The sequence below is a fragment of the Archangium sp. Cb G35 genome (genome assembly GCF_001896145.1).
Lineage (GTDB): Bacteria > Myxococcota > Myxococcia > Myxococcales > Myxococcaceae > Archangium > Archangium violaceum.
On the sequence record NZ_MPOI01000013.1, the window covers coordinates 294,960 to 321,912 of the forward strand.

The following is a 26,953-nucleotide window of genomic DNA, read 5'->3' on the forward strand; positions in this document are numbered from 1 at the left end:
ACCCGGGCTGGACGCGCCCCGTGGAGGTTTCCACGGGGCGTGCGTCGTCAAGGTGATGTGAACCACCGCTGGTCCACGGTGGCGAAGCCCGCGAGCAGCTCTCCGGCGAGCCGGGGGTAGGTGGCCTTCTCGGGGCGGCGCAGGTAGTCGTTGAGCACCCGGCCCTTCGCATCCCGGCGGAGGGCGGGTTGGCGCAGGTGCAGCTTCGCGCGTTTCACACCTCCGCCCGCGCGGTGCACGAAGGTCACGGTGCCGTCCCGGTCCACGCGCTCGACGACGCCGATGTGCGTGAGCCCGTCGTTGCGCCGGCCGTCGCGGTTGCGGTCATACGTCTCGCGGAAGAAGACGAGGTCACCCGGGCGAGGGGTTTTGTGGAGCGAGCCGAGGCTCCGGGCCTTGCGGTAGATGGCGGCGACGCCGTTTTCGCCGGGGAGGGTGCGCTCGGGCATGAGGCTCAGACCGCGTTTGCGGTAGGCGAGGTTGGCCAGGCCGGAGCAGTCATCGTTCACCGAGTGGCTCACCCTGCGCAGGGAGGAGAGTCCGACCCAAAGGGAGGCGCGGGAGGCGGCGCGGCGCGCGAGCGTGCCGGAGGCGTTGTGGGTGCTCCGGTTCGAGGTGGCGCGGCGCGCGGCCTCGGAATCGGTTCCCCAGAGCATGACACCCATCAAGGCACACAGCAGGAAGGCACGGTGCATGCCCGAGGCACCTCAGCAACCGGCGTGCCTCCGGCATTTGAGGGGGGTGCTGTCCACCCGGAGACGGACCTGACCCGGTGCAGTGTCCTGTACGGGGAAGATTCTTACCCAGACTGTTTCCCGGGCTCAGACTTCCTCGTCGGGCAGGAGGGTGAGCAGCAATTCGTCGTCGGGGCCGAGTGGCCTCCAACCGGCGGGAGGCGGAGAAGCGCGAAGTGCCGCCCTGGCCTGCTCGACGTGCTTCTCATGGGTCTCTGGGGTGTAGGCAGACCATCGGCCGATTGCCTTGGCCACCTTGAACCGGTTGGCGTCATCCATTACGGCTGGCCAGCCCTCGGGGAGGCTCTGGGACAACATGCGCACGAACACATCGCGCACGAAGCGGGTGACCTGCTTGCTCCGTTCCGCGTGTTCACCCAACTTCTCGGCCAAAGCCACCAGTGAGTCGGTGGGATGGGCGCTCGCGAAGGCGGTGAGCGACTCGTAACCAAGGTCGCGGATCCGCTCATACAGGCGAGTCTTCCAGTTGCCCTCCCAGGCACGTCCGTCGCTCATCGCTTTCTCCAGCGGATGAAGTTCGTGTGCACCCAAGCCATCTGAAGAAAGTCCGTGCAGGGGTCTGTCCTCCGCTCGAGAGCAGGAGGGGCTCCTCCGGGCGCGGTCTTCTAAAACTTGTCCAACAGTTGGACAAGTTCGTGAAGAGCGCGCCCGGGAGGTGGGCTGAGCTTTCCTCCTGTTCGGGGCGAGGTGTTGTGAACCAGACGACAGGAGCCCTCGCTGCTTTCGAGCTTTTCCCCATTGCTCGCAACCTCGTGGGTGAGCAACCGTCGCTCTCTACCCCTACAGGGACGGCGCCGATGAACCCCGCATCAGGTCAGGACTCTCTTCCCGTCATCCGCGCGGTGGAGCGAATGCTTCCTCCCCACTACGCCCGCCAGGACCAGATCATCGGCGCCCTGCGGGAGCTCTGGGCCACCCGCCACTACAACCTCGAGCGGCTGGAGGAGTTGCACCGTTCGGTGCAGGTGGACGGGCGCTTCCTCGCGCTGCCCATCGAGCGATACCCCGGGCTCGTCACGTTCCAGCAGCGCAACGACGCGTGGATCCAGGTCGCCACGGACCTGGGCGAGCAGGTGGTGCGCAAGGCGTTGGACCGCGCGGGGCTCACTCCCCAGGACGTGGACCACGTCTTCTTCGTCACCGTGACGGGCATCGCCACGCCGAGCATCGAGGCACGGTTGATGAACCGGCTGGGCATGCGCCCGGACATGAAGCGCACGCCCATCTTCGGACTCGGCTGCGTGGCGGGTGCGGCGGGCACGGCGCGGGCCTCGGACTACCTCCGGGCGTGGAAGGGCCACACGGCGCTGCTCATCTCCGTGGAGCTGTGCTCGCTGACGCTGCAACGCGAGGACCTGTCCATTCCCAACATCATCGCCTCGGGACTCTTCGGGGATGGGGCGGCGTGCGTGGTGCTGCGGGGCGGGGAGTGCCCGGACGCCGGCCCGCGCGTCGTGGCCACGCGTTCGGTGATGTACCCCAACACCGAGCGCATCATGGGCTGGGACGTGGTGGACACGGGCTTCAAGGTGGTGCTGTCGGCGAAGGTGCCACAACTGGCGCGCGAGTTCATCCGCCGGGACGTGGACGGCTTCCTCGCCGAGCACGGCCTCACGCGCAAGGACGTGAAGCACTGGGTGGCGCACACCGGTGGCCCCAAGGTGTTGCAGTCCTTCGAGGAGGCGCTGGAGCTGCCGCCGGAAGCACTCGCGCGCTCGTGGGCCTCGTTGCGCGAGGTGGGCAATCTGTCCTCGGCCTCGGTGCTCTTCGTGCTGGGCGAGATGCTCGAGTCGGGCGAGGCCCAGCCCGGGGACTGGGGTGTGATGATGGCCATGGGCCCGGGCTTCTGCGCCGAGCTGGTGCTGCTGCGATGGTGACCACACTCGGGGGATATCTCGGCTTCCTGGGTCTGCTCGGCGCCGAGCGCCTGGTGGAGCTCGTCATTTCCAAGCGCAACGCGGCGCGGGCCTTCGCGCGCGGCGGGGTGGAGACGGGACAGCGCCACTACCGGGTGATGGTGGTGCTCCACTCGCTCTTTCTCGTGGCGTGTGTGGCCGAGGTGGTGGGGCTCTCCCGTCCGTTCCCGGGGGCGCTCGGCTTCGGGGCGCTCGGCGTGGCGCTGGTGGCGCAGGCGTTGCGTTACTGGGCCATCGCCTCGCTGGGAGACCGCTGGAACACGCGCATCATCGTGGTGCCCGGCCTGGAGCCGGTGACGCGCGGGCCGTACCGCTTCCTGCGCCACCCCAACTACGTGGCGGTGGTGCTGGAGCTGGCCGCGGTGCCGCTCATCCACGGGGCCTGGGTGACGGCCCTCGTCTTCTCGCTGGCCAACGCCCTGCTGCTCCGCGTGCGCATCCGCGCCGAGGAGGAGGCGATGGGCGCACTGTATGCCGAGGCTTTCGCCGACAAGCCGCGCTTCATTCCGGAGGTGCCCCGTGGTTGAGAACGAGCTCGCCGTGCTTCGGGAGATCCGCCGCATCGTCTCCCAGGAGTTGGAGTGGGAGGGGGAGGTGGAGCCCACGCACCACCTGATGAAGGACCTGCAACTGGACAGCATGGGGCTGACGGTGCTGGCGGTGGAGCTGGAGAACCACTTCCGCATCCGTCTGTCCGCGGAGGACTCGGTGGGGGTGAGCACCGTGGGGGACCTGATGCGACTGGTGGCCACGCGGGCCGCCGGAGAGCCCCAGGCGGCCGCGGGAGGTGTCTCATGAAGGGCCCGGCGTTGCCGGCGCTGAAGCATGCCACCGTCAACGAGGCGCTCGCCGCCGCGGCCCGGACGCAGCAGGGGCTCGTCTTCGTGGACACCAGCGAGCGCGAGACGCACCTGCCCTGGGCGCAGGTGTATGGGCGGGCGCGCCGCTTCGCCGCGGGCCTGAGGCGCCTGGGCGTGGCTCCGGGGGAGCGCGTGGCGTTGTTGCTGCCCACCTCGCCGGGCTTCATGGATGCCTTCTTCGGCGCGCTGCTGGCGGGCGCGGTGCCGGTGCCGCTCTACCCGCCGGTGCGGTTGGGACGGCTGGAGGAGTACCACCGCTCCACCGCGCGCATGCTGGAGGTGTCGGCCGCGGCGGTGGTGCTCACGGACGCGAAGGTGCGGCTGCTGCTGGGCGAGTCCGTGGCGGCGGCGCGCCCGAGGCTCGGCTGCCACACGGTGGAGGAGGTGTCGCGCGAGGACGGGGACCTGGCCGAGCGCGTTTCTCCGGAGTCGCTCGCGCTCATCCAGTTCTCCTCGGGCTCGACGGTGGACCCGAAGCCGGTGGGGCTGCTGCAGGGCCAGTTGATGGCGCAGCTCGCCGCATTGGAGGCGGAGTTGCCGCCACCGGTGGATCGGGCGCCGGTGGGCGTGTCCTGGCTGCCGCTGTACCACGACATGGGCCTCATCGGCTGTCTGCTGTCGGCGGTGTACTACCCGGGCGGCATGGTGCTGATTCCCCCCGAGGTGTTCCTCGCGAGGCCCGCGCTGTGGTTGCGCGCGCTGTCGAGGCACCGGGGCTTCGTCTCGCCCGCGCCCAACTTCGCCTATGGGCTGTGCCTCAAGCGGGTGAAGGACGCGGACATGGAGGGGGTGGACCTCTCGGGCTGGACGCACGCGCTCAACGGTGCGGAGCCGGTGTCGGTGGAGACGCTGCGGCTCTTTTCCGAGCGCTTCTCCCGGTGGGGCTTCCAGCCCGGGGCGTTGCGGCCGGTCTACGGGCTGAGCGAGGCCACGCTGGCCGTCACCTTCCCGCCAGCGGGGCGGGGGCCGCATGCGCTGGGGGTGGACGCTCGGGTGCTGGCCACGGAGCGGCGCGTGGTGGACGGCTCGCGCGAGGTGGTGTCCGTGGGGCGTCCGGTGCCGGGCTTCGAGGTGCAGGTGCGGGACGAGCTGGGCCACGTGCTGGATGAGCGGCGGGTAGGGCGGGTGTTCGCGCGAGGGCCGTCGGTGATGGCGGAGTACGTGGGCCACCCGGAGGCGACGGCGCGCGCGCTGGACGCCGAGGGCTGGCTGGACACGGGAGACCTGGGCTTCGAGGCGGATGGGGAGCTGTTCCTCACGGGCCGCGCGAAGGACCTGGTCATCATCCGGGGGGCCAACCACGCGCCGCAGGAGTTCGAGGAGTGCCTGGAGGCGGTGGAGGGCCTGCGCACGGGCTGCGCGGTGGCGTTGGGCTTCACGCCCGAGGGGGAGAACGACGAGGCGCTGTTGATACTGGCCGAGCACGCGCCGGGCGCGGCGGTGGAGGGCCTGGAGGAGAGGATTCGCGAGGCGGTGCTGGCGGGCACGGGTGTGAAGGCGCACACGGTGCGGGTGGTGGAGCCGGGGACGCTGCCGCGCACCTCGAGCGGGAAGCTGCGCCGGAGCGAGGCGTTGCGGCGCTACCTGGCGGAGGAGCTGACGGCGCCGAAGAAGGTGGGGACGGTGGGGTTGGTGGTGGAGATGGCGAAGAGCGCGTGGGCCTTCGCCCGCTCGGGGCGCGACGGGTGAGTGCCTGGGACGTGGCGGTGGTGGGAGGAGGGCCCGCGGGGCTGGCGGTGGCGCTCACCACGGCGAAGCGGGGCCTGAACACGGTGGTGCTGGAGCGTGCCGCCGTGCCGCCGGACAAGGCGTGTGGCGAGGGGTTGATGCCCTCGGGGGTGGCGGCGCTGGAGCGCTTCGGGGCGCTCGCGCTGCTGGACCGGCGTGAGTGTGCCCCGTTCGTGGGCATCCGCTACGTGCAAGAGGACGGGAGCGGCGCGGAAGGGCGGTTGCCGGAGCCCGGGGGCCTGGGGGTGCGGCGGGTGGCGCTGGTGACGGCGATGGCCGCGAGGGCCCGGACGCTTGGCGTGGAGCTGCGCGAGCACTGCGCGGTGGTGGGCCAGCGGCGCACGATGGACGGGTGGGAGGTGGAGACGGCGGCCGGGCCGCTTCGGGCGCGGATGTTGGTGGCGGCGGACGGGCTGGCCTCGCCGCTGCGGCGCGCCGAGGGGCTGGAGTTGCAGGTGACGGGGCCGAGACGCTTCGGGTTGCGGCGGCACTTCCGGATGAAGCCGTGGGCGCCCTTCGTGGAGGTGCACCTGTCGGACGGCGTGGAGGCGTACGTGACGCCGGCCGGTGAGGAGCGGGTGGGCGTGGCCTTCCTGTGGACGGATGGGCTGCCGGGGCGCATCGGCTTCGATTCGCTGCTCACGCGCTTTCCCTCGCTGGCGGAGCGGGTGGTGGGCGCGGAGCCGGACTCGAAGGCTCGGGGCGCGGGGCCGCTGGCGAGGGCGGCGCGGGCACGGGTGGCGGACCGTTTCGCGCTGGTGGGAGACGCGGCGGGGTACGTGGACGCGGTGACCGGGGAGGGGCTGTCCCTGGCCTTCACGTGCGCGGAGGCATTGGGGAACCTGCTGCCGGACGCGTTGGCGAAGGGCGGAACGCGCGAGTCCCTGCTGCCCTATGAGCGGGTCTTCCAGCGCGCGTTCCGCAAGTACGCGTGGCTGACGGGGGCCATGTTGATGCTGGCGCGCAGGCCCGCGCTGCGCCGTCCCCTGGTGCGCTGGCTGGGCACGAATCCGCGGGTCTTCGAGCAGCTCCTCGCCCACGCCATCGTGTAGGTGCGTCCGGCTCGCGAGCGCTCCAAATCCACCTGCTCAACGCCGTGGCCGGTGTCGGCGGGGCAGGGTCTTGCCCTTTGCCCGCTGCGTCGAATTTCCAGTCCCGCAGAAAAGATACGAATCTGACGCAATGCGGCTTTCTTTTGTTTTCCCTATTTCTTATAGATTGAGAACAGCTCACGTTTTCCACCACGTGGTGCTCATCGGGAGAAGAGATGCGTCTTCGCAACGCAGTGATTGGACTTGTGACGTTTTCAGGTGTGGCCAGCGCCGCCTCCGTCTCGGGTGATGAGGTCGCGGAGACGCGGGCGCGGGTGTTCCAGTCGGAGCGCGCCCTGACGGCGCCCTCGCGCTCCGGGGCGAGCGCGATCGCGGCCGGCTTCATGCGCTCGCGGGGGGCCTCCGAGGTGACCGTTGGCTCCCTGCGCGCGACCGAGGCGCGCAATGGTGACATCACCCACGTCCGTTTCGAGCAGTACGTGGGGGGCCTGCGCGTTCACGGCGCCTACGCCAAGGCGGCGGTGAACGGCCAGGGCGAGCTGATCCACTTCATCGACGGCACGGCGGCCGCGGGCCAGGTGGTCTCGGCGCGCGTGTCCGAGTCCGACGCGGTGGGGAGCGCGCTGCGCCACCTCTACCCCGAGCTGCGTGACTCGCAGCCGGCGGAGCAGTCGCGCGAGGGCAACACCGTCTCCTTCGCCGGTGGCGCCTTCTTCCACCGCAACCCGACGGCCGAGCGCGTCGCCTACGCGGCGGCCAACGGGGCTCTGCGCACGGGCTTCCTGGTGGAGACCTGGACGGCCAAGAGCAACCAGCTCACGCACACGCTGGTCAGCGGCGAGGGCCGGGTGCTCTCCACCGAGTCGCGCACCGCCAACGACCGGTACAACGTCTTCACGAATGATCCAATGAAGACCCCGCAGGCCATCGTGACCGGCGCGGGCACGGGCAACACGCAGTCGCCGCTCGGCTGGCTCAACACCTCCGGCCTCACCACGCGGCTGATCTCCGGCAACAACGTCCGGGCCTACCTGGACGTGGACGCGAACAACGCCCCGGACACGGGTGGCACCGCGGTGACGAACGGGGACTTCCTCGCCGTGGCGAGCCTGACGCAGGCGCCGACCACCAGCCTCAACCGCGACGTGTCCGTGCAGAACCTGTTCTACTTGAACAACGTCATCCACGACACGCTCTACCGCTACGGCTTCAACGAGGCGGCGCTGAACTTCCAGGAGAACAACTTCGGCAAGGGCGGCGCGGGCAGCGACTCCGTGGACGCCGAGGCGCAGGACGGCAGCGGAACCGACAACGCGAACTTCTCGACGCCGGCCGACGGCTCCAACCCGCGCATGCAGATGTACCTGTGGACGGGTGTGGGCACCCACCAGGTCAACGTGCAGCTGCCGACGTCCATCGCCGGCAACTTCGTGGCGCAGGGCGACGGTGAGTTTGGCCCGGCGCTCACTACCACCGGCGTCACCGGTGACATCGTGCTCGTCAATGACGGTGTGGGCACCACCAGCGACGGCTGCGAGGCCAGTCCGGCCGGCTCGCTCACCGGGAAGATCGCGCTGATCGACCGTGGTGTCTGCGGCTTCTCGGTGAAGGTGAAGAACGCGCAGCTCGCGGGCGCCAAGGGAGCGATCATCGCCAACAACCAGGGCGATGGCGTGATGACGATGGGTGGCGCGGACACCAGCATCACCATCCCGTCCTTGTTCGTCGGACAGACCACGGGCGCGACGCTGCGCTCGGTCACCGGCGTGTACGGCACCATCCGCAAGTCGCTGTCGGCGCCGCTGCAGCGTGACTCGTCGGTGGACTCCGACGTCGTCTACCACGAGTACGGGCACGGCCTGACCTGGCGCATGATCGGCTCGATGAGCGGCCCCATCTCCGGTGCCATCGGCGAGGGCATGAGCGACGTGCTGGCGGTGATCCTCAACGACAACGACCGCGTGGGTGAGTACTCGGCCTCGAGCGACCTGGGCATCCGCAGCGCGCCGTACACCAACTACCCGCGCACCTATGGTGCCGTGACGGGCAGCGGCGTGCACTTCGATGGCGAGGTGTACGGTGCGATTGGCTGGCAGCTGTGGCTCAACTTCCAGGCCGCGGGCGTGTCCAAGGACACGCTGATGGCGTACCTGGTGGACGGCATGAACTACACGCCGGCCGCTCCGTACTACGAGCACATGCGTGATGGCATCCTGCAGTCGGTGGCCAACGCGGGCAATGCGCACCGCTGCCTGGTGTGGAGCGCGTTCGCGAAGTACGGCGTCGGCGTCGGTGCGAAGGCGACCCTCGTTCGCTCCAAGGGCTCGACGGTGCCGTCGGTCACCGAGTCCTTCGTGAAGCCGTCGGATTGCCCGTAACGCCCGGCATCCTTCGTTGAAGACCCGAGCGGGTGTCCGGAGACGGGCACCCGCTTTTTTCATTTCCAGCTTCGGACTTCGAGCGCGGTTCGCTCGTCAGTGCGCGGCGTTGGCCGAGCCGCTCGGCTCGATCTGCTCCACGCGCCGCTTCAGCACCGGATCATCCGCCACCGCCTGGCCCAGGGTGATGTAGGAGAGCTGGTGGGCGCGCCCACCGGCGGGCGGCTTCACGTCCAGCTCCGACTCGAGCTGCCGCATCCGGCCCTCCAGCTCCACGATGGTCTGGGTGAGCTCGCCGCGCGTCTGCTCGTCCTTCGCGCTGGTCAGCTTCTCGTGCGCCTTGAGGAGGTTGCCCTCCACCACCACCAACTGCTGGCGCGCCCGCGAGCCCGAGCCCAGGTCCTTCGAGGGCCCCGGCCCCTCCACGCTCAGCTCCAGCCGGGTGAGCTGCCGCCCGAGCCCTCCCGCGGGGAAGACGGCGGCGTGGCTGCCCACCGGTTCGCCAATGCCGATGCCCTTGGCGTCGTGGGACTGCACCACGAAGTCCACCGCGTCCTCGGCCAGCAGGGCCATCTTCACGGCCTCCTGGTAGGGCACCGCCGCCAGCACCACCACCACGTCCACCTTCTTCGTCTTGCGCAGCTTGCGGGCCTCGGCCAGCGCGGTCTCCACGGGAGGCTTGCCCTTCAACCCGGGCTCTCCGGCCAGCGTGCCCTCGGGGGACACGCCCACCACGCCCACCTTCAGTCCCCCGGCTTCCAGCACCAGGGTGGCCGGGAAGGGCGCCTTGCCGGCCTTGTCCACCAGGTTGGCGGACAGCAGCTTCATCTTGCGTCCCTTCGTGGCCTTCTGGAGGTAGGGCAGGCCATGCGACAGATCGCGTTCCCCCACCGCCATGGCCACCGTGCCCTGCGCCTCCATCTGCTCGAGCACCAGCTCCGCCCGCTGCTCGAGCAGATCATCCGCCCGGCGGGTGGTGTCGCGGAACAGCGCGTTGCCCGAGTCCATCAGCACCGTGGGCAGGCCCCGGGCCCGCTCCCCCGCGATGGCCGTCTTCCTCCGGGACAGCCCTCCCTGCGGCTCCTCCTTGCAGCCGCACGGGGCGATCTCTCCCCGGTTGTCTCCGGTGAAGAGCAGCACCAATCGCTTGGGTGCCGCCATCGCCCCCAGGGGCATCAGCAGCACCACGGCCATCACCATCCATGAGAGTCGCGCCTTCACTTCTTCTCCTCTGCAGTGTCACCTCGAATGCTACGCCAGACTCTTCCGCATCCGGGCTCGGGCCCTGCCCCTTCCTCCCAGCACCCGGATGGAATGCAATTAGTTGCGAGCGCAACTATTGACGCGACGGGTAATTTATTGGGCATACAAATTTTGACGCGGAAGGTAGTGGTTGTGGCTTCAACAAATGCCGCGCATAGTCAAGTAAAACCGGCTTAAAAAAGAATAAAGGGTTTGATCATTTTATCGGATCACTTTAAAAGACGAGTCCCCTTCAATTGGCACCCCCGGTTGGGAAAGGTGGATTCACATGCGGATGATCAAGACGGTTCTGGCGTTTGGCGCGATCGCGGCGATGACGGGTTGCGGCCCCGTGGATGAGGCGGCGCAGGTGGCCGCCGAGGGCGTGGACACCCAGGCGGTTCCCGCTGGCCGTCAGTGCGGCGCCGAGGAGTTCGACTCCGAGCAGGTGGCGCAGATCGAGGCCCGCTTTGAGGCCCTGAAGGCCCGCCAGGCGATGGGCGGCACGGTGCACGCCCAGGCCGTCTCCATCCCCGTGTACTTCCACATCATCAAGAGCGGCACGGGCGCCGGCGGTGTGACGTCCACGCAGATCAACCAGCAGATCACCATCCTCAACAACGCCTACGCGGCGGCTGGCTTCAGCTTCTATCTGGCCGGCACGGACACCACGAACAACGGCACCTGGTACACCTGTACCGGTGGCACGTGTGAGTCGCAGATGAAGGCCGCGCTGCGCAAGGGCACGGCGACCGCCCTCAACTTCTACACCAACAACATGGGCGGCGGCCTGCTGGGCTGGGCCACCTTCCCCTGGAGCTACAACGCCACCAACAAGATGGACGGCGTGGTGGTGCTCCAGAGCTCGCTGCCCGGCGGCTCCGCGTCCCCCTTCAACCTGGGTGACACGGGCACGCACGAGGTTGGCCACTGGATGGGCCTGTACCACACGTTCCAGGGCGGCTGCGCGGCCCCTGGCGACAGCGTGAGCGACACCCCGGATGAGGCCTCGCCTGCTTCCGGCTGCCCGACGGGCCGCAACACCTGCTCCACGGCCGGCAACGACCCCATCGACAACTTCATGGACTACAGCGACGACGCCTGCATGAACAAGTTCACCGCGGGCCAGAACGCCCGCATGAACAGCATGTGGACCTCGTACCGCGCGGGCCGGTAGTCCGCCCCCTTCCGAGACGGCTCTCGTCCCGGACTCGAGCAGCGGGTCTCCCACGCGAGTGGGGACCCGCTGTTTGTCTTTGCGGGCGAAGGTGTCGCCTGTGGAGTGGCCGTGGACTCGTGGATGCCCCCTCTCCCCCTGGGAGAGGGTTGGGGTGAGGGTCTTCCCCTGTCTGGCCCGCGAGCTCGCACGGGAGCTCGCGCCTGGCGGGCGGCGCGGAGTCAGTGGCGTGCCGCGATGCGGGCAGGGGCGGGGAGCACGTGGGCGAGGAACGCGCGGATGAAGACCCTCACCCCCCCGCCCTCTCCCAGGGGGAGAGGGTGCATCGAGCGGACCCCGCAAAAGCAAGACGCCGGAGCGCTCGAGGCGCTCCGGCGTCAGGAACTTCAGGACTTCAAGCGCGGACTACTTGCCAGCGCGGTAGGTCGACCAGAACGAGTCCATGCGGGCGATCTGGCCGGCGGAGAACCGGTCCATGCAGGCGTCGTCGGTGTAGTCCATGAAGTTGGTGATGGGGTCCAGGCCGGTCGTGTTGCAGGTGTCGCGGCCGGTGGGGCAGCCGAAGGCCGCGGACTTCTCCGCCGGGGTGTCGCTCACGTAGTCGCCACCGTTGGTGGTCGACTTGGCGCAGCCGCCCTGGAACGTGTGGTACAGGCCCAGCCAGTGACCCACCTCGTGGGTGCCCGTGTCGCCCAGGTTGTACGGAGCCGCGGAGCCGCCGGGCAGCGAGCTGTTGAGGATGACCACGCCGTCATCCTTGGGGGCGCCCGCGTACCAGTTGGGGAAGGTCGCCCAGCCGAGCAGGCCGCCACCGGGGCTGCTGAAGTACATGTTCAGGTCATCCGCGGTGCCCTGGCGCAGCGCGTTCTTCATGGCCGCCTCGGCCGTGGTGTCCGGACCGGCGGTGTACCAGGTGCTGTTGGTGGTGCGGGTCGTGGCCACCAGGTTGAAGCGGAACGGGGTGTTGGCGTAGGCCGCGTTGAGCACCGCCATCTGGTTGGCGATCATCGTGTCCGGGATGTCGCCGTTGGAGATGCCCGTGCCCTTGTTGATGACGTGGGCGTAGGTGTTGATGGTGATGGAGCCGACGGCCGCCATCGCACCGCGATACTGGCTGAGCATCGCCTGCACGGACTCGGTCTCGCTCTCGGACGGGGTCGGCGTGGCGCAGCCGTGGGCATCACGCGTCGCCTGCTGCGCGGGCTGCTGCTCCTCGGCCGGCTTCTGCTCGGCGCTGGTGCAACCTCCCAGCGCGACGACGGCACCCAGGACCACCGCGAACTTGCCACCCTTCGAGATAACGCTACGGGACATTTCCATCTCCTTGGAAATAGTTGCTACTTCTTCTATCTCAAGAATAAGGACCAAGCAAGGGGCCCTGCGTTTTTACTGAAATATTCTGGTTATTAGGAAATGAGGAAATGAGAGCGAGCCGTGCCGGGCGGGGAATCCGGGTGAAATCCGGGACCCCGCGTGAAGCGAGCCGCACGAAAAGCAAAACGCCGGAGCGCTTGGAGGCGCTCCGGCGTTGGACTTCGGGACTCAGGACTTCAGGCGTGAATCACAGGCCGCGGTACTGGGCGACCAGCGAGTCGGCGCGGTTGGCCTGGCCAGCGGAGAACGTGTTCATGCAGGCGTCGTCCGTGTAGTCCATGAAGTTGGTGACGGGGTCCAGACCGGCGGTGGAGCAGGTGTCGCGGCCCGTCGGGCAGCCATAGGCGGCGGAGCCCTCGGCTGCGGTGTCGCTCACGTAGTCACCCGGCTCGGCGCAGCCACCCTGGAAGGTGTGATACAGGCCCACCCAGTGACCGACCTCGTGGGTGAGGGTGTCGCCCTGGTTGTAGGGGGCCGCGGTGCCGCCGGGCACGGAGCTGTAGAGGATGACCACGCCGTCCATCTTCGGGCTGGAAGCGTAGCTGGAGGGGAAGGTCGCCCAGCCCAGCAGGCCGCGGCCCATGTTGTTGGAGTAGACGTTCAGGTCGCCCGCGCCGCCAATGCGCAGCGCGTTCTTCATCTTCGTCTCGCAGCCGCCACCGGCGCAGCCGTACCAGGTGGAGTTGGTGGTCCGGTCCACGCCCGCGAGGGTGAAGGTGAACGGGGTGTTGCGGTAGGCGTCGTTCAGCACGGCGATCGACGAGTCGATCTGCGTCTGGGGAATGTCACCGTTGGCGATGCCCGTGCCGTTGTTGATGACGTGCCAGTAGACCTTGATGTTCACCGAGCCGTTGGCGCGGGCGGCGGCCTTCACGCGGCCGGAAATCGCCTGCTCCACCGTGGCCTTTTCGGCCTCCGTGAGGTCCACGGTAGCGCAGCCGCTCTTGGTGGCCTGCTCCGTGGGCTGCTGCTCCTCGGCCGGCTTCTGCTCGGCGCTGGTGCAACCACCCAGGGCGAGGACCGCACCCACGACGACCGCGAACTTGCCACCCATCGAGATGACGCTACGGGACATTTCCAGCTCCTCGGGAAAAGTTCTCCAGTTTTATATTCCAAGAAAAAGAGACAAGCAAGGGGGCAGGCGACTTTTCTGGAATGTTCTAGTTCCATGGATGTGGGGAGGTGTCCGCGAACCGGGAGGAAGGCGTAATTCGGGGGAGACGCGAGACCTGGGGTGAAGGAGGACGCACGAAAAGCGAAACGCCGGAGCGCTCGAGGCGCACCGGCGTTGGCCCATCGGGAAGCTGGGGTGGGGGTCAGTGGACGATGGACTGACGGGCGGGCGGCGTCACCAGCAGGGAGAGGTTGTCGAAGGCCTCGATGTTCTGCCGGATGTAGGCGCGTTTGATTTTGCCGCTGGTCGTCTTGGGGATGGTGTGGGGGGCCACGGGGACGACGCGGTTGGGGCGTACGCCGGAGCCCTGGTAGACCATCTCCTCCACGTGCTTGCACTGCTGGCGCAGCACCTCGGGCTTGGTCTCGGTGGTCTCGCAGAGGATGACGATGTCCTCGGTGCCCGTCTGGAGGTTGTTGACGCCCACGGCGGCCACGCAGCCGGCGCGCACCCCGGTCACCTGGGCGGCGGCGCTCTCCATGGTGTACGGGTGGTGGTTCTCGCCCGCCTTGATGATGAGATCCTTGCTGCGCCCGCAGATGAAGAGCTGGCCGTCGGCGAGGTAGCCCAGGTCCCCGGTGTGCAGCCAGCCGTCGCGCAGCACGGCGTCAGTGGCCTCCGGGTTCTTGAAGTAGCCGCCGAAGAGGGACGTGCCACGCAGGAGGATTTCGCCCTCGTGGCGCTCGCCCAGGGCGCGGCCCTCGTCGTCGACGATGCGGATGTCGATGCCGCGCAGCACCCGGCCCACGCTGAGCACGGTGAGCGCGTCCGGGCCGCTCTCGTGCACGGGCACGGCCTGCCGCCGTGAGGCCAGCGCCGAGCGGGAGATGGTCTCCAGGCGGACGGGATCGTTCCGGTCGCGGATGGAGATGCCCACCACCATCTCCGCCATGCCGTAGGCGGGCCGCCAGGTGTCCGGCTCGAAGCCGTGGGGCTGGAAGCGCTCGGTGAAGTGGCGCACGGTGTCGGCGTGGATGAACTCGGCGGCGTTGTAGGCCCGCTCCCAGGCACTGAGGTCCAGACCCTCCAGCTCCGCGTCCTTGATGCGTTTGACGCACAGCTGGTAGGCGAAGTTGGGCGCGAAGGACGAGGTGGCGCGGAAGTAGTGGATGGTCCACAGCCAGCGCGCCGGCTTGAGCAGGAAGCCGAAGGGCGGCAGCAGCGCCGTGGGAATCCCGTGGACGAAGGAGGCCAGGGTGGAGGCCACCAGTCCCATGTCATGGAACAGCGGCAGCCAGCACACCATCAGGTCATCCGAGTCCCACTGGCTGATCTCCCCCATGGCCGCGCAGTTGGCGAACAGGGCGCGGTGGGAGATTTGGATGCCCTTAGGCGCGTCCGTGGTGCCCGAGGTGAACTGGATGAAGGCGGTGTCGTCGGCGTTGGAGGTGGGCGGCTCGAAGGGCGCGGCCTCGCCGGACAGCTCCTTCACGGTGGCCACGAAGAGGGCTCCGTCGGACGCCGGATCCAACAGGGCCTCGTGTGCCAGGTCCGCGAAGTCCGGGTCGATGAGCATGGCCCGCGCCTCCAGCAGGCGCAGCTTCACCCGCAGCCGCTCGCCCCAGGCGCGCACGGACACCTTGGAGGAGGGCAGCTCGATGAGGCAGGGCGTGGCGCCCACCAGGCCGCAAGCGAAGAAGCTCTCGAGGAACTCGGGGCTGGTGTCGAAGGAGAGCACCACCTTGTCGCCCTGCCGCACGCCGCGCGCGTGCAGGTTGGCGGCGATGCGCAGTGCGTTGTGGTGCAGGTCCGCCGCGGTGAGGACGGTGAGCTTCTCCTCCAGGTCCGCGAAGTAGAAGAGGGGCTGCGAGGGGCGGGTGCGCGCCCAGTGCGCCACGGCCTCGCCGAGCGTTTGCACCGGCGCCACGTGGGCACGGGTGGGCCCCCGCTGGGAAATCTCACGGCTGGGGTGGCGCCCCACGCCGGGGCCCAGTTGCACGGACCCCGTCTGGCGGCGCAGCGGTTCCTGGCTCATCGCTGTCTGACTCCCGGTAAGAACCGGCGGTGAAGAACCGGCGGTGGAGATCCTGCCTGGACTCAGAAACGGACCAGCATGCCCTCGACGGTGAGGCCGGGGCCAAAGCCCATCATCACGCCGTACTCGCCGCGCTGGGGCTTGTCCGTCTTCAACGCCTCTTCCAGCACCAGCAGCGCCGTGACGCAGCCGCAGTTGCCGTACTCGCTCAGCACGTGCCAGCTCGCGCGCATGGCCGACTTGTCCAGCTTCAGCTGCCGGGCAATCGCCTCGAGAATCTTGGGCCCGCCCGGGTGGATGAGCCAGTGCTTGATGTCCGCCTTGCCCAGCTTCTCCGGGCCCAGCAGCTTCTCCAGGAAGGCGTCGATGTGCTCGGCCAGCACGAAGGGCACGTACGGCGACAGGGTCATCTTGAACCCGTCGGTGTACATGTGCCAGCCCATCAGCTCGTTCGTCTCGTAGAGCTGCTCGGTGTGGGAGCGGATGAACTGGACGCCCTCGCCGTCCGGGGCGCTGCCCATCACCAGCGAGCACACCGCGTCCCCGAACAGGCCCATGATGACGGCCTGCTCCGGGTCCGCGTCATTGCGGAACTGCAGCGAGCTGAACTCGGAGGCGTTGGCGATGACGTACTCGTCCGGGCGCGCGGCGATGCTGTCCATGGCCGTGCGCAGCACCGGGAAGGCCGCGAAGCAGCCCATGTGGCCCACGAAGGTGCGGCGGATGCTGGACTTGAGCCCCAGCTTCTTCGCGGTGAAGAGATCCAACCCCGGGCCCGAGTAGCCCGAGTTGGTGGTCATGGTGAAGGCGCCCACCTTGGAACGGTCCAGGTTCCCAAGGGCCTTCTCCACGGACTGGCTGGTGATCTCCAGGCCCACGCGCTCGAAGACGCGCACGCGGTCACTGATGCCGCGGTTGCCGTCCTTGAACTCCACGCGCGGGTCCCACGCGAAGTGGCGCCGGCGCACGCCCGTGTTCTTGATCATCCGCTCGGAGTTGGGCAGGTCCTTGTACCAGTGCTTGAGCAGCCCTTCGTACATCTCCTCCTGGGTGAGGGAGAGCGGCGGCGTGGCCGAGGCGATGGACAGCAGCGTGGGACGCAGGGGCGCTGCCCGGCTCATGCTACCTCCACGTCCAGCCCGGCCGGCCCGGAGTTGGAGAGGTGCGTGGCGCGGCCCTCGGGCAGCTCGGCGGGGACGTCGCGCACCATCCGCTCGTCGATGAAGTCCACCATGCTGCCCACCGTGTCATGCCCACGGCGCGACGCCTTGATGTACCAGGGGGTGAACTCGATGTCGGCCACTTCGTCCTTGAGCCGGGAGATCATCGACTCGAGATGGAAGGAATCCATGCCCAGATCATACGTCATGGATGCGAACTCGCTCACGTCGTCCGGGAACAGGCCCTGGTTGGTCGCCAGGATGATGTTGCGGACGTGGTCGAGAATCTCCTGCCGGTGCATGTGGACCTCCCGCTCGGGGCGAGTCAGCTGGTGGCCCCCCTTGCGACGATGACTGCAGATTACAGGGTGCTACGGTATTTGGTCAACCTGTAATTTTCGTGCACGCCTGGAATAAGAAAATCTGACGCGACGTGTCACCCTCGGAGCCCCGACGGCGGGGGTAGTCCGGTGTAGACAGATGCATCCTGTACATCACGGGAAAGAACGAAAAGCCCGGGAAGACCTGTACTCCGGGGAGGGGGCTATTCGACGTGGTACTGGCCGGCGACCTGGCTGACCTGGTTGGAGACCTTCTGGAGGGTGTCCGCGGCCTCCTGGGTGGACTCCAGCCGCTCCATGGCCTGGTCCATGCTGCGCGACAGGTCGGCGATGGCGTTGAAGATTTGAGCGAAGCCGGCGTTCTGCTGGCTCACGGCGACGGTGATTTGAGTCACGGCCGAGGCGCTCTCGTTCACCATGAGGGAGAGCTGGCGGAGGCTGTCGCCTGAGGTTTTGACCTTGCCGAGGCCGCCCTCGACCTGGGCGGCGCTCACGTCCGTCATGGCCACGGCGTCGCCGATGGCGTTGCCCACCTCGTCGAGGATGTTGCTGATGCGGGTGGTGGAGCGGATGGATTGATCCGCGAGGTTGCGGATTTCACGGGCCACCACGCCGAAGCCCTTGCCGTGCTCGCCAGAGCGCACGGCCTCGATGGCGGCGTTGAGCGCGAGCATGTTGGACTGGTCGGCCAGGTCCTTCACCGTCTGGGTGATTTCGCCGATCTGCACGGCGCTGGCCTGCAGGCGCTCCATCTTGCCGCGGATGGCGAACACCGAGTCGCGGATGGCGCTGAAGCCGGCGATGGTCTGTTCGATGGCCTGGGTGCCGGCGCGGCTGAGCTCCTCGGCGTGACGCACCACGTTGAGCACCGCCTGGGCGCGCTGGGCGGTGAGGTCGGAGGTCTGTTTGATCTCCTGGGCGGTGACGTTGGTTTCCTGGATGGCGGTGGCCTGGGTGGTGAGGGCGCGGCGCTGGGCCTCGTTGGCGTGGCGCAGGGTGGCGCCGGCCTCCACGAGCTGGTTGGCGGACTGCTGGAGGTTGCGGGGCAGGGCGCTCAGTTGCAGGACGATGGAATTGAGGCCGAAGGCGAGGTCGCCGATCTCATCGGTGGACACCCACTGGGGCGGACGCACCTTGCCCACGGAGAGGCCTTCGATGGCCTCCAGCACGGAGAGGGAGCCGCGCTCCTGGCGGCGGGCCAGCATCCACGCGGAGACGGTGGGGATGGTGAGCAACAGGAGGGCGAGCACCGCGACGGGCACGCTCAGCTCCTCGAGGAGCGAGGAGGACATGCCCTCCATCATCAGGGCGGCCTGGTGCTGGCCGGCGGCCTGGAGGTCCTCGATGTAGCGGCGCTGCACGTTGTTGGACTGCACGGCCACGGCCACGCCGCCCAGGACGATGAGCGAGAGCACGCAGACGGCGAAGGCGTAGGGGAGGAACCAGGACTGGCGCACCCAGAAGAAGCCGCCGCTGATGACGCGCAGGTGGGGGTGGCGCTGTTGCTCCTCGAGGGCCAGCGGCTGCACCCAGCGTTCGATGACGATGCCGGCGGGGAAGGCCAGCAGGACGCCGACGGCGAGGCCGACGAGGCCACCCCAGACGGCCAGCTTGAGATCCTTGCCGAACCACAGGCAGACGCCGGTGCTGAAGAAGGCGGCGCCGGCGGCGTAGGTGCCCACCAGGTTGTAGAAGGCCAGGCGCCAGGGCAGCTTGAGGATGCGCACCAGCCGCAGCCCGGGCCGCTCCCCGGGGTTCACGCGCAGTGCGGTGCCGACGAAGGTGTTGATGATGATCAGCGGGCAGAGGACGGCGAAGAGGAGCAGCGTCGGCGGCAGCAGCCAGAGGAGCGCGCGCGAGACCTGATCGCCCTCGAGTCCAAGCACCATGCCCAGCAGGTAGGCCACGAAGGGGGCCAGGGGCAGTGCGCAGGCGCGCATGAGCGCGTCGATGCGGCTGGGCAGGGAGCTGTTGCTCGACGACTTGAAGATCGCCATGTTCGAGACCTGGACGCTATCACCTTTCCACCCCCCCGTGGCGCGAAGGGCCCGGGAGGAGGGCCGGAGGTGGAGGTGCCGGCCCGCCGTGACAGGTAGGGTGGCTGCCTGCCCGCCCGTTACCCGGACCGGGAGGCCATACCGGGCGTCACAGTTTCATGCGCTTGAAGACGCGCTCGGGGATGCCGCGGATGGCGAACATGATGGGGGCCCAGAAGCCGGGCAGGTACACCTCGTCCTTGCGCGCGTCGGCCGCGCGGACGATGCCCCGGGCCACCTTGTCCGGGGTGGCGAAGAGGGCGTTCTTCTTCATGTCCGCCGTCATGGGCGTGTCCACGAAACCCGGCTTCACCGTCACCACCGCCACGCCCGAGCGCGCCAGCCGGTTGCGCAGCCCTTGGAGGAACACGCTCAGCGCGCCCTTGGAGGCGCCGTACACGTAGTTGCTCTGCCGCCCCCGGTCTCCGGCGACCGAGGAGATGACCACCAGGGTGCCCGCCTTCTGCGCCTCGAAGCGGTTGGCCAGCGGCGTCAGCAGGGACACCGCGCTCAGGAAGTTGGTGCGCAGCACCTTCTCCGCCTCCGCGTACGAGCGCTGGGCGGCCTCCTGGTTGCCGAGAATCCCATGGGCGAGCAGTGCCCCGTCCAGGCCTCCGAGCGCCGTGGCCGCGCGCTCCACCAGCGCCTCGTGCTGGGCGAGGTCGTCCAGGTCCAGCGCCTCGGTGTGCACACTGGCGGCGCCCTTCGCGCGCGCCTCGTTGGCGGTGGCCTGCAACCGCTCGGGATTGCGGCCCACCAGGTAGAGGGACGCACCCCGGGCCGCCAGCAGCTGCACCGTGGATTGAGCAATGGCGCTCGTGGCGCCGAGGACGATGACCTTCTTCATGGACTCCCTCATGTCGCGGCCAGCAGCACGCCCATGGCGATGAGCCCCACCACGTAGCTCACCTTGTCCTTCAACGCGAAGACCAACGGGTCTTCATTCACCAGGCCGCGGTGGGCCAGCAGCCACACCCGGCCCACCCAATACAGCATCACCGGGCACAGCAGCCACAGCCGTTCCGGGGACAGGTAGAGCACCGTCACTTCCTTGCTGGTGATGTAGAGCGCGAGCACCAGCACGGACAGGTAGCCACTGGACACCCCGAGGATGGCGAGCTGCTCGTAGTCCCCGGCCACGTATCCCCGGCCCGGCGCGGCGGACTCGTTGGATTGCCGCAGCCGCCGCACCTCGCTCAGCCGCTTCACCAGCGCGAGCGAGAGGAAGAGGAACATGGAGAAGGAGAAGAGCCAGCTCGAGGTGGGGACGCCCACCGCCAGCGAGCCGCCGAAGATGCGCACCGTGTACAGACCGGCGAGCACCAGCACGTCCAGCATCATCACCTGCTTGAGGTGGAACGAGTACGCCAGCGTCACCGCGTAGTAGGTGGCGAGCAGGGCCAGGAAGGCACGCGGCAGCAGCAGCGCCACCGCCGCGCCGGAGCCCAGCAGCAGGGGCGCCAGCCACAGGCCCGCGCTCACCGGCAGGTCTCCCGAGGCGAAGGGCCGCCGCCGCTTGGTGGGGTGCTTGCGGTCCGAGTCCAGGTCCAACAGATCGTTCAGCACGTACACGCTCGAGGCGCACAGGCTGAAGGAGACGAAGCCCAGCACGGCCTGCACCAGCAGCGGCGCGTCGAGCGCCTTGTGCGCGGCCAGCAGCGGGACGAAGAGGAGGATGTTCTTGGCCCACTGGTGCACCCGCAGCGCCTTGAGCAGCGTGCGCCCGAGCGGCTTGGAGGGCGCGGTGCGGCGTGCCTCCTCGTGGGGCTCGGTGAAGGGCTCGCCCCGGGCGTGGACGGCGTCGAAGAGGCCCAGGTGCGCGGCCACCGCCTCCGCCACCTTCCGGTCCGCGGACGTGGCCAGCACCACCCGGCGGCCCCGCGCCTTCTCCTCGGAGAGGTGCGACAGCAGCACCTCGTCATAGGGCAGCAGCGCCACGTCCAGCTCCACCCGCCGCGCCACCTCGGCCCGGAGGAAGGAGGGGCCCCGCAGGCTCCACGCCAGCACCGCCGGGGCCAGGTACGGCTGGAGTTTGAGCAGCCGCAGCAGGCCCTCGTGCAGCGTGTCCGTGCGCACCAGCACCCCATCCAGCTCGACGGCAATGGGGCGCATGTCCGGGGAAGGGGTGGACGAGGCCATGCTCACTCGGGACGGGCGATGACCAGCGTCTGCAGCGGCACGTGGCGCATGGGCCGGGTGCTCTCGATGCGGAAGCCCGCGTCGTCCAGGAAGCCCTCCATCTCCGCCGGGGTATACGCCGCCGCCTTCGAGGTGAGGAAGTAGTGCAGGCCGATGAGCGGGGCGGCGCTCGGCGGCGTTTCCTCGTCCTCGCGCAGGTACTCCAGCACGGCCAGCGTCCCCTTGTGCGTGAGCGCGGTGCGCACCCGGCGCAGCAGCGCCACGTTCTGCGCGGGCGACAGGTGGTGCATCACCTGGAAGAGGAGCACCCCGTCATAGGGCCCCCCCAGCTCCGAGGTGAGGATGTCCCCCTCCTGGTGCGTCACCAGGTGCGACAGGCCGGCCTGGGCGATGAGCTCGCGCCCCACCCGCACGCTGCCCTCCAGGTCCAGCACCGTGGCCTTCACCCCCCGGTTGCGGCGGCACAGCTCCGCGGCGAACCATCCGTGAGCCCCTCCGAGGTCCAGCACGTGCCGCGCGCCCCGGGGCAGGGGAATGGAGCGCACCACCTCGGGCGCCGACAGCCGCGCCATCTGGTGCATGGCATGGATGTAGGCCTTCCAGCGCGGGTCATCCGGGGCGAAGCGGTGGATGTCCACCGACTCGCCCGTGCGCACGGCCTCCTCCATGTGGCTCCACCACTCCCATTGGGTGTAGTTGAAGTCCAGGAAGCCGCCCACGTACTGCGGCGAGCGCGGGTCCAGCCAGCGCCGGGCCCGGTCCGCCATCCGGTAGCGGCCCTTCTTGCGCTCCACCGCGTCGCACGCCTCCAGCGCCTCCAGCAGCGCGCGCGTGCCCTCGGGCGACAGCTTCAGCCGCGCCGCCAGCTCCTCCACCGTGGCCGAGCCCTCCGCCAACGCCGCGAACACGCCCAGCCGTTCCCCGGCCATCAGCGTGCGCGAGGCCATCATCCCGAAGAAGGCGTGCGCCAGCGGCTGGGGCGCCAGGTTGAACCAGTCCGCCACCCGCTCCAGCAGGTTGTCCGCCTTGAGTCCGAGCCTCATCGTCCCTCCCGGCGGCGCCGCCGCGCCACCAGCACCAGTCCGAACCCCAGGCCCGCCACCGCCAGGGAGTCCTCGGGGCCCAACAGGCAGCCCACCCGGTCCGCCTGACGGATGCCCGTGTAGCGGCACATACCCTGGGTGCAACTGAAGCGCGCCGCGCAGTCATTGCCGCTGCGGCAGGCGCCTCCCGGCCGGCCCGTGGAGTCATCCTCCTCCGGGTTGTCCCGGTCCGCGCCACCTCCTCCCACCGAGGCGTCCGGGACGTCATACACGCTGCCCGCGTCCCGGGTGCCCGCGTCCTGCTGGGCGTGGACTCCCAGGGGAACGAGCAGGGCCAGGGAGAGGGCGAGGCACGACACGATGCGGCGGGTGGGATGGGAGGACTTCATGGGGTGCATTCCGGCACGGAGGGGGCGCTCCAACCTATCCGCCCGGACGCCGGGATGCATCCTCCGCTTCATCAAGCTCTTACGAAGTGGCGGGCTTTTGGCTAGGGTGTGCGCGCGATGGCTCCCCGAATCCTCGTCGTCGATGACAATCAGGAGCTCCTCACGCTCCTCACCCAGCTCTTCGAAGATGCGGGTTACGAGGTGGTGGGCGCGACCAAGGGCAAGCAGGCAGTCGAGGTCTCGCGCGCCCAACCCCCCGCGGTGGCCGTGCTCGACATCCTTCTGCCCGACATGATGGGCTACCACCTGGCGGACGCGCTCCGGAAGGATCAGCCCCAGCTCCCGCTCATCTTCATCACCGGCGTCTTCAAGGGCGGCAAGCACGCCATGGAGGCCCGGCAGAAGTACGCGGCCGCCGGCTACTTCGAGAAGCCCTTCGAGGCCGCCAAGCTGCTGGAGGCGGTGCAGAAGCTGGTGCCCGTCCAGAAGCAGGCCCCCACCGCCTCCTCCCTGGAGGACTCCTTCGACGTGGAGCTCGACATCGACGTCGAGGAGGAGGGTCCCCAGGACGCGCTGGAGCTGACGGGCCGCATCAAGGTGACGGGCGGCGACAACCTCACCGCCGAAATCCGCGGCGCCAACCTCACGGCCACCCCGCTGCACAAGGTGGCGGCCACCCTGGTGCGCCCGCCCGTGCCGGGCCGTCCGCCGGATCCGCTGCCCGTGGGCGCCGGAGGTCCCGGCCAGCGCCGCGGCGAGCTCAAGGACAACCTGCCCTCGCTCCTCACCGCCTTCTACCTGTCGCGCGAGACGGGAGAGCTGGGCGTGCAGCGCGGCAAGGTGCGCAAGGTCGTCTACTTCGAGCGCGGCACCCCGGTGTTCGCCCTCTCCAACCTGCTGGCGGACCGCTTCGGCCAGTTCCTCGTGCGCGTGGGGAAGATCAAACCCGAGCAGCTCGAGGACGCGGCGGCGGTGGCCGCGGCGAACAACCGGCGCACCGGCGACATCCTGGTGGAGCGCAGCCTGCTCAAGGACACCGAGCGCCTGTACTACGTGGGCCAGCAGGTGAAGGCCATCATCTACTCGCTCTTCTCGTGGGAAGACGGCACCTACGTGATGAGCTTCAAGGAGAAGGCCGCCGCCGAGTCCATCAAGTTGGACGTGCACCCGGCGAACCTCATCGTCCGCGGCATCAAGAAGCTCTACAAGCCCGAGCGCCTGCGGCGGATGCTGCGGCCCGAGGATCGGCTCATCCCCGCGGTGGCCCCGGCCTACCAGCTGCACGAGGTGGAGCTGGAGCGGTGGGAAGCGGAGCTGCTGCCGAAGATCGACGGCAACCGCACCGTGGGCGAGCTGCTGGCGTACGCCAACCGTCCCGAGCAGATCGTCTATGGCTTCCTGGTGTCGATGATGTCGCTGGGCATCCTCGAGCCCCGCACCCAGCAGTAGGGTCGCGCATGCCCCCTCTCCCCCTGGGAGAGGGCGGGGGGTGAGGGTCGTCGCCCGCCTCAGAGGCGGCTGACGATCCAGAACATGCCGAGCACAGCGGAGGCGCCGGCCACGAAGCGCTGGAGGCGCTCGGCCACGGTGGTGCCCATGCGGGAGAGGCCCTCGGCGAAGACGAGGCCCACCGCGCCCATGCCCACGAGGATACCGAGCGCGAAGCCGGGGAGGTATGTCCACCCGGAGGACTGCATGCTGCCGCCCACGAGCAGGGGAGGCAGGGCGAGCAGCAGCGAGCGCACACCACTGACGGCCATGAGGGCACCGGCGGCGGTGCTCACCTGGTCGTGCATGTGGGAGTGGGGCTCATGCGTGTGGCCGGGCAGGTGGGGGTGGCCGTGGCGCAGCACGTTGGGGAAGAGGAAGGCGGTGACGGCGAGGGCCACCAGCACGGCGCCGCCGAAGATCTCCGCCCAGCGCTCGAAGGTCTCGGAGAGGCCCACGCCGGCCAGGAGGCAGAAGGTGGCGATGCCGCCGAGCACGGCCGCGTGGCCGATGGCGAAGCGCAGCGCGATGAGGAAGGTGGCACGGCGCCGGGAGGGGCCCAGGGTGCCGAGCGTGGCCATGGCGGCGCAGTGGTCCGGCCCCACCGCGTGGAGCAGGCCCTGGCCCAGACCGAACAGGAATGCGAAGAAGAGGGGCGACACGGGGGAGCACCCTAGCCCCCCTTCGTGTCCGAGGCCAGCAGGAGGAGGGTTGCACGTGTCTCCCATCTACCGAAGCCGCCGAGCCGTGGTTCCCCTGGTGTTGGGCGTCCTGCTGACCCTGGGGGCCTGCAACCCCTGGAACCGGGACGCGGGGCCGGGGCTGCTCGCGAGCGCCGAGAGGAAGCAGGCCGAGTTGGTCGAGCGCGGCGTTCCCCCGAAGGACATGGCCTGGGACGCCGTCATCGGCGAACTGGAATTGATACCACCGGGCTCCAAGGCCTACGCCGAGGCCCAGCGGCGGCTGTCCTGGCTGAAGGAACTGCGGACCACCCCGTTGCCGCGCCGGCCGTTGTCGAGGCCCGGCGTGCCAGACGGAGGGTCCCACTCGTTGGACGAGCAGGGTCTCGACCCGCACGACCACTCCGGACACCCTGGGGAGACGGACGGAGGAAGGTGACCGGAAAAGTGGGGCTTGCGAAGATGGATGGATGGGTTATCCAAGCGGGCACCCATGCCCATTCCCCAGACAGGCCACCCGGCTCCCGATTTCCAGCTGAAGGATCAGAACGGCAACGACGTGAAGCTCTCGCGGCTGCGGGGCAAGAACGTCGTCCTCTACTTCTACCCGAAGGATGACACCCCGGGCTGCACGCGGGAGGCGTGCGACTTCCGTGACGAGCACTCGGCGCTGGAGGCGGCCGGGGCGGTGGTGCTGGGCGTGTCGCCGGACGACACGAAGAGCCACCAGAAGTTCGCCACGAAGTTCTCGCTGCCCTTCCCGTTGCTGGCGGACACCGAGCGCCAGGTGTGCGACGCCTACGGCGTGTGGGGCGAGAAGTCGTTGTACGGCCGGAAGTTCCTGGGCGTGACGCGCGCCACCTTCCTCATCGACACCGAGGGCAAGGTGGCCCGGGTGTGGCCCAAGGTGAAGGTGGATGGCCACGTGAAGGACATCCTCCAGTCGCTGAAGGGTGGCGGCTCCGGGGAGCCGGATGCAGGCGAGAAGGCGCCGGCGAAGAAGGCGGCATCGAAGAGTGCCGCGAAGAAGGTCGTGGCGAAGAAGGCGGCGCCCGCGGGCAAGGCCGTGACGAAGAAGACCGCGGCCAAGAAGACCGCCGCGCGCCGGTAGTCCCCTGGCGACGGAGCGAGCATATTTCCCCTCGCCCTCCGGGAGAGGGACGGGGTGAGGGTGCCACGCTCCCCGAGTTCAAGCCGGTGCCTCCGTCCGTGTGCACGCGAGCAAGCAGCCCTCGGCGGCCTGCTCGCGGCTACCCGTCCTTCCCGTGCATGCCCACCCCTGTCCTAGGCAAGGCACGACGACAGGGAGGCGGTCATGCGGAAGACGGGGATGAAGCTGGCGCTGCTCGGCGGGTTCTCCGGGGTGGCGCTGCTCGCCGGGTGCGGGAACAACCCCTACGACTACGGACGCGTGTGGTCCTTGACGGCCCAGGAGGACTACTACTCCAAGCAGGCGCAGGACCAGGACGCGGCGGCCCGGGAGCATTCCAACATCGGCACGAGCGCCACGCTGTTCGAGACCACCGAGCAGGCGCGGGGCACGGGCGGAGCCGGTGAAGCGGATGCCCGGTCCGGAGACAACGAGCAGCCAGCCATCCAGGGGCAGGAGAACCTCTGGCTGAAGCAGGACATGCGCGTCCCCTATCCTCCGCCCCGGCTCGATGCGCAGGTGGCGATGGAGCTCGGGACGGGCAAGCCGCTGCAAGCCGTCCGCGGTGTCTGGGTTCAGGGCATCCAGAGCGTGGAGCTGGGCTCCGGCCGCGCCACGTCCGTCTCCACCGCGTCGAGCTCCTTCGCGCCACAGGAGCGGCCAGGGTCCGCTCCGTCACTCCCCAACGAGCCCGCGAGCGAAGGCCAGCAGTCCCCCAAGGGGCAGATCGGGCAGCCTCCGGCTCCGGATGACCAGTAGCGCGGGCCCGGTACCCACGCTGGAGAGCAGCCGGGCGGGCGGGCGCTCGACAGAGACCCGCTTGGTAGCCCGGAAGCCTCCGGGTGCCCATCCCTGAAGGCGCGGCTGCTCCGCCCTCGCACCTCGCGAGCGGCGCG

Annotated in this window: 25 protein-coding genes; 11 read left to right on the plus strand and 14 right to left on the minus strand. The window is 69.1% G+C overall.

Annotation, left to right across the window (positions count from 1 at the left end):
- Window positions 1–47 precede the first annotated feature (47 nt).
- Window positions 48–695, minus strand: coding sequence for a CHAP domain-containing protein (locus BO221_RS35945; RefSeq protein WP_233166406.1), 648 nt, complete (start codon window positions 693–695; stop codon window positions 48–50).
- A 126-nt stretch (window positions 696–821) separates the two neighbouring features.
- Entirely contained in the window at window positions 822–1,250 is a 429-nt protein-coding gene (locus BO221_RS35950) for an NUDIX hydrolase (protein ID WP_073565370.1), read from the minus strand.
- Between the two features lie 302 nt (window positions 1,251–1,552).
- Here BO221_RS35950 and BO221_RS35955 point away from each other — a divergent pair, with 302 nt between their 5' ends.
- The 6 genes from BO221_RS35955 (at window position 1,553) to BO221_RS35980 (ending at window position 8,689) form a co-directional block, all read left to right on the plus strand.
- A complete protein-coding gene (locus BO221_RS35955; protein WP_073565371.1) occupies window positions 1,553–2,632 on the plus strand; it encodes a type III polyketide synthase in 1,080 nt (359 codons plus the stop codon).
- A complete protein-coding gene (locus BO221_RS35960; protein WP_073565372.1) occupies window positions 2,626–3,198 on the plus strand; it encodes an isoprenylcysteine carboxyl methyltransferase family protein in 573 nt (190 codons plus the stop codon). Before BO221_RS35955 ends, BO221_RS35960 begins: the two co-directional genes overlap by 7 nt.
- Entirely contained in the window at window positions 3,191–3,469 is a 279-nt protein-coding gene (locus tag BO221_RS35965) for an acyl carrier protein (RefSeq protein ID WP_073565373.1), read from the plus strand. The genes BO221_RS35960 and BO221_RS35965 overlap by 8 nt, the downstream gene beginning before the upstream one ends.
- Window positions 3,466–5,220, plus strand: a complete 1,755-nt coding sequence (locus BO221_RS35970) for a fatty acyl-AMP ligase (protein WP_073565374.1) — start codon at window positions 3,466–3,468, stop codon at window positions 5,218–5,220. Before BO221_RS35965 ends, BO221_RS35970 begins: the two co-directional genes overlap by 4 nt.
- The gene (locus BO221_RS35975; RefSeq protein ID WP_073565535.1) at window positions 5,217–6,311 is read left to right on the plus strand and encodes an NAD(P)/FAD-dependent oxidoreductase; all 1,095 of its coding nucleotides are present in this window, start codon (window positions 5,217–5,219) and stop codon (window positions 6,309–6,311) included. Before BO221_RS35970 ends, BO221_RS35975 begins: the two co-directional genes overlap by 4 nt.
- A 215-nt stretch (window positions 6,312–6,526) precedes the next feature.
- The gene (locus BO221_RS35980) at window positions 6,527–8,689 is read left to right on the plus strand and encodes a M36 family metallopeptidase (RefSeq protein ID WP_083681873.1); all 2,163 of its coding nucleotides are present in this window, start codon (window positions 6,527–6,529) and stop codon (window positions 8,687–8,689) included.
- 96 nt (window positions 8,690–8,785) lie between these two features.
- Here the strand turns inward: BO221_RS35980 and BO221_RS35985 are convergent, their stop codons facing one another.
- Window positions 8,786–9,910, minus strand: a complete 1,125-nt coding sequence (locus tag BO221_RS35985) for a 5'-nucleotidase (protein ID WP_233166407.1) — start codon at window positions 9,908–9,910, stop codon at window positions 8,786–8,788.
- Between the two features lie 310 nt (window positions 9,911–10,220).
- Here BO221_RS35985 and BO221_RS35990 point away from each other — a divergent pair, with 310 nt between their 5' ends.
- Window positions 10,221–11,108, plus strand: a complete 888-nt coding sequence (locus BO221_RS35990) for a zinc metalloprotease (RefSeq protein WP_073565376.1) — start codon at window positions 10,221–10,223, stop codon at window positions 11,106–11,108.
- A 405-nt stretch (window positions 11,109–11,513) separates the two neighbouring features.
- On the opposite strand, the gene BO221_RS35995 is transcribed toward BO221_RS35990, so the two are convergent.
- The 10 genes from BO221_RS35995 to BO221_RS36040 form a co-directional block, all read right to left on the minus strand.
- A complete protein-coding gene (locus BO221_RS35995) occupies window positions 11,514–12,422 on the minus strand; it encodes a zinc metalloprotease (RefSeq protein ID WP_073565377.1) in 909 nt (302 codons plus the stop codon).
- Between the two features lie 247 nt (window positions 12,423–12,669).
- Entirely contained in the window at window positions 12,670–13,557 is an 888-nt protein-coding gene (locus tag BO221_RS36000) for a zinc metalloprotease (RefSeq protein ID WP_073565378.1), read from the minus strand.
- 241 nt (window positions 13,558–13,798) lie between these two features.
- On the minus strand, window positions 13,799–15,631 hold the full coding sequence (locus tag BO221_RS36005; RefSeq protein ID WP_073565379.1) for a fatty acyl-AMP ligase: 1,833 nt from the start codon (window positions 15,629–15,631) through the stop codon (window positions 13,799–13,801).
- Window positions 15,632–15,693: 62 nt separating this feature from the next.
- Window positions 15,694–16,752, minus strand: a complete 1,059-nt coding sequence (locus BO221_RS36010; protein ID WP_073565380.1) for a type III polyketide synthase — start codon at window positions 16,750–16,752, stop codon at window positions 15,694–15,696.
- On the minus strand, window positions 16,749–17,093 hold the full coding sequence (locus BO221_RS36015) for an acyl carrier protein (protein WP_073565381.1): 345 nt from the start codon (window positions 17,091–17,093) through the stop codon (window positions 16,749–16,751). Before BO221_RS36015 ends, BO221_RS36010 begins: the two co-directional genes overlap by 4 nt.
- Window positions 17,094–17,335: 242 nt before the next feature.
- Complete coding sequence (locus tag BO221_RS36020) at window positions 17,336–19,129, minus strand: methyl-accepting chemotaxis protein (protein WP_073565382.1); 1,794 nt, start codon at window positions 19,127–19,129, stop codon at window positions 17,336–17,338.
- Window positions 19,130–19,277: 148 nt separating this feature from the next.
- Window positions 19,278–20,015, minus strand: coding sequence for an SDR family oxidoreductase (locus BO221_RS36025; protein ID WP_073565383.1), 738 nt, complete (start codon window positions 20,013–20,015; stop codon window positions 19,278–19,280).
- Between the two features lie 8 nt (window positions 20,016–20,023).
- Window positions 20,024–21,307, minus strand: a complete 1,284-nt coding sequence (locus tag BO221_RS36030; protein WP_073565384.1) for a UbiA family prenyltransferase — start codon at window positions 21,305–21,307, stop codon at window positions 20,024–20,026.
- Between the two features lie 2 nt (window positions 21,308–21,309).
- Window positions 21,310–22,350 (minus strand): methyltransferase, encoded by a 1,041-nt coding sequence (locus BO221_RS36035; protein WP_073565385.1) that lies wholly within the window; start codon window positions 22,348–22,350, stop codon window positions 21,310–21,312.
- The gene (locus BO221_RS36040) at window positions 22,347–22,739 is read right to left on the minus strand and encodes an MXAN_6627.5 family MYXO-CTERM protein (RefSeq protein ID WP_233166408.1); all 393 of its coding nucleotides are present in this window, start codon (window positions 22,737–22,739) and stop codon (window positions 22,347–22,349) included. Before BO221_RS36040 ends, BO221_RS36035 begins: the two co-directional genes overlap by 4 nt.
- 117 nt (window positions 22,740–22,856) lie before the next feature.
- On the opposite strand from BO221_RS36040, the gene BO221_RS36045 reads away from it, so the two are divergent.
- Window positions 22,857–24,188, plus strand: a complete 1,332-nt coding sequence (locus tag BO221_RS36045) for a response regulator (protein WP_073565387.1) — start codon at window positions 22,857–22,859, stop codon at window positions 24,186–24,188.
- Between the two features lie 59 nt (window positions 24,189–24,247).
- Here the strand turns inward: BO221_RS36045 and BO221_RS36050 are convergent, their stop codons facing one another.
- Entirely contained in the window at window positions 24,248–24,889 is a 642-nt protein-coding gene (locus tag BO221_RS36050) for a hypothetical protein (protein ID WP_073565388.1), read from the minus strand.
- Window positions 24,890–24,944: 55 nt separating this feature from the next.
- On the opposite strand from BO221_RS36050, the gene BO221_RS36055 reads away from it, so the two are divergent.
- The 3 genes from BO221_RS36055 (at window position 24,945) to BO221_RS36065 (ending at window position 26,816) form a co-directional block, all read left to right on the plus strand.
- Window positions 24,945–25,346: a hypothetical protein gene (locus BO221_RS36055; RefSeq protein WP_073565389.1), complete on the plus strand. Its 402-nt coding sequence runs from the start codon at window positions 24,945–24,947 to the stop codon at window positions 25,344–25,346.
- A 54-nt stretch (window positions 25,347–25,400) separates the two neighbouring features.
- Window positions 25,401–26,018: a thioredoxin-dependent thiol peroxidase gene (gene bcp, locus BO221_RS36060; protein ID WP_073565390.1), complete on the plus strand. Its 618-nt coding sequence runs from the start codon at window positions 25,401–25,403 to the stop codon at window positions 26,016–26,018.
- A gap of 204 nt (window positions 26,019–26,222) precedes the next feature.
- Window positions 26,223–26,816 carry a hypothetical protein gene (locus tag BO221_RS36065; RefSeq protein WP_073565391.1) on the plus strand — a complete coding sequence of 198 codons (594 nt, stop codon included), beginning with the start codon at window positions 26,223–26,225 and terminating at the stop codon, window positions 26,814–26,816.
- The last annotated feature ends 137 nt before the right edge of the window (window positions 26,817–26,953 follow it).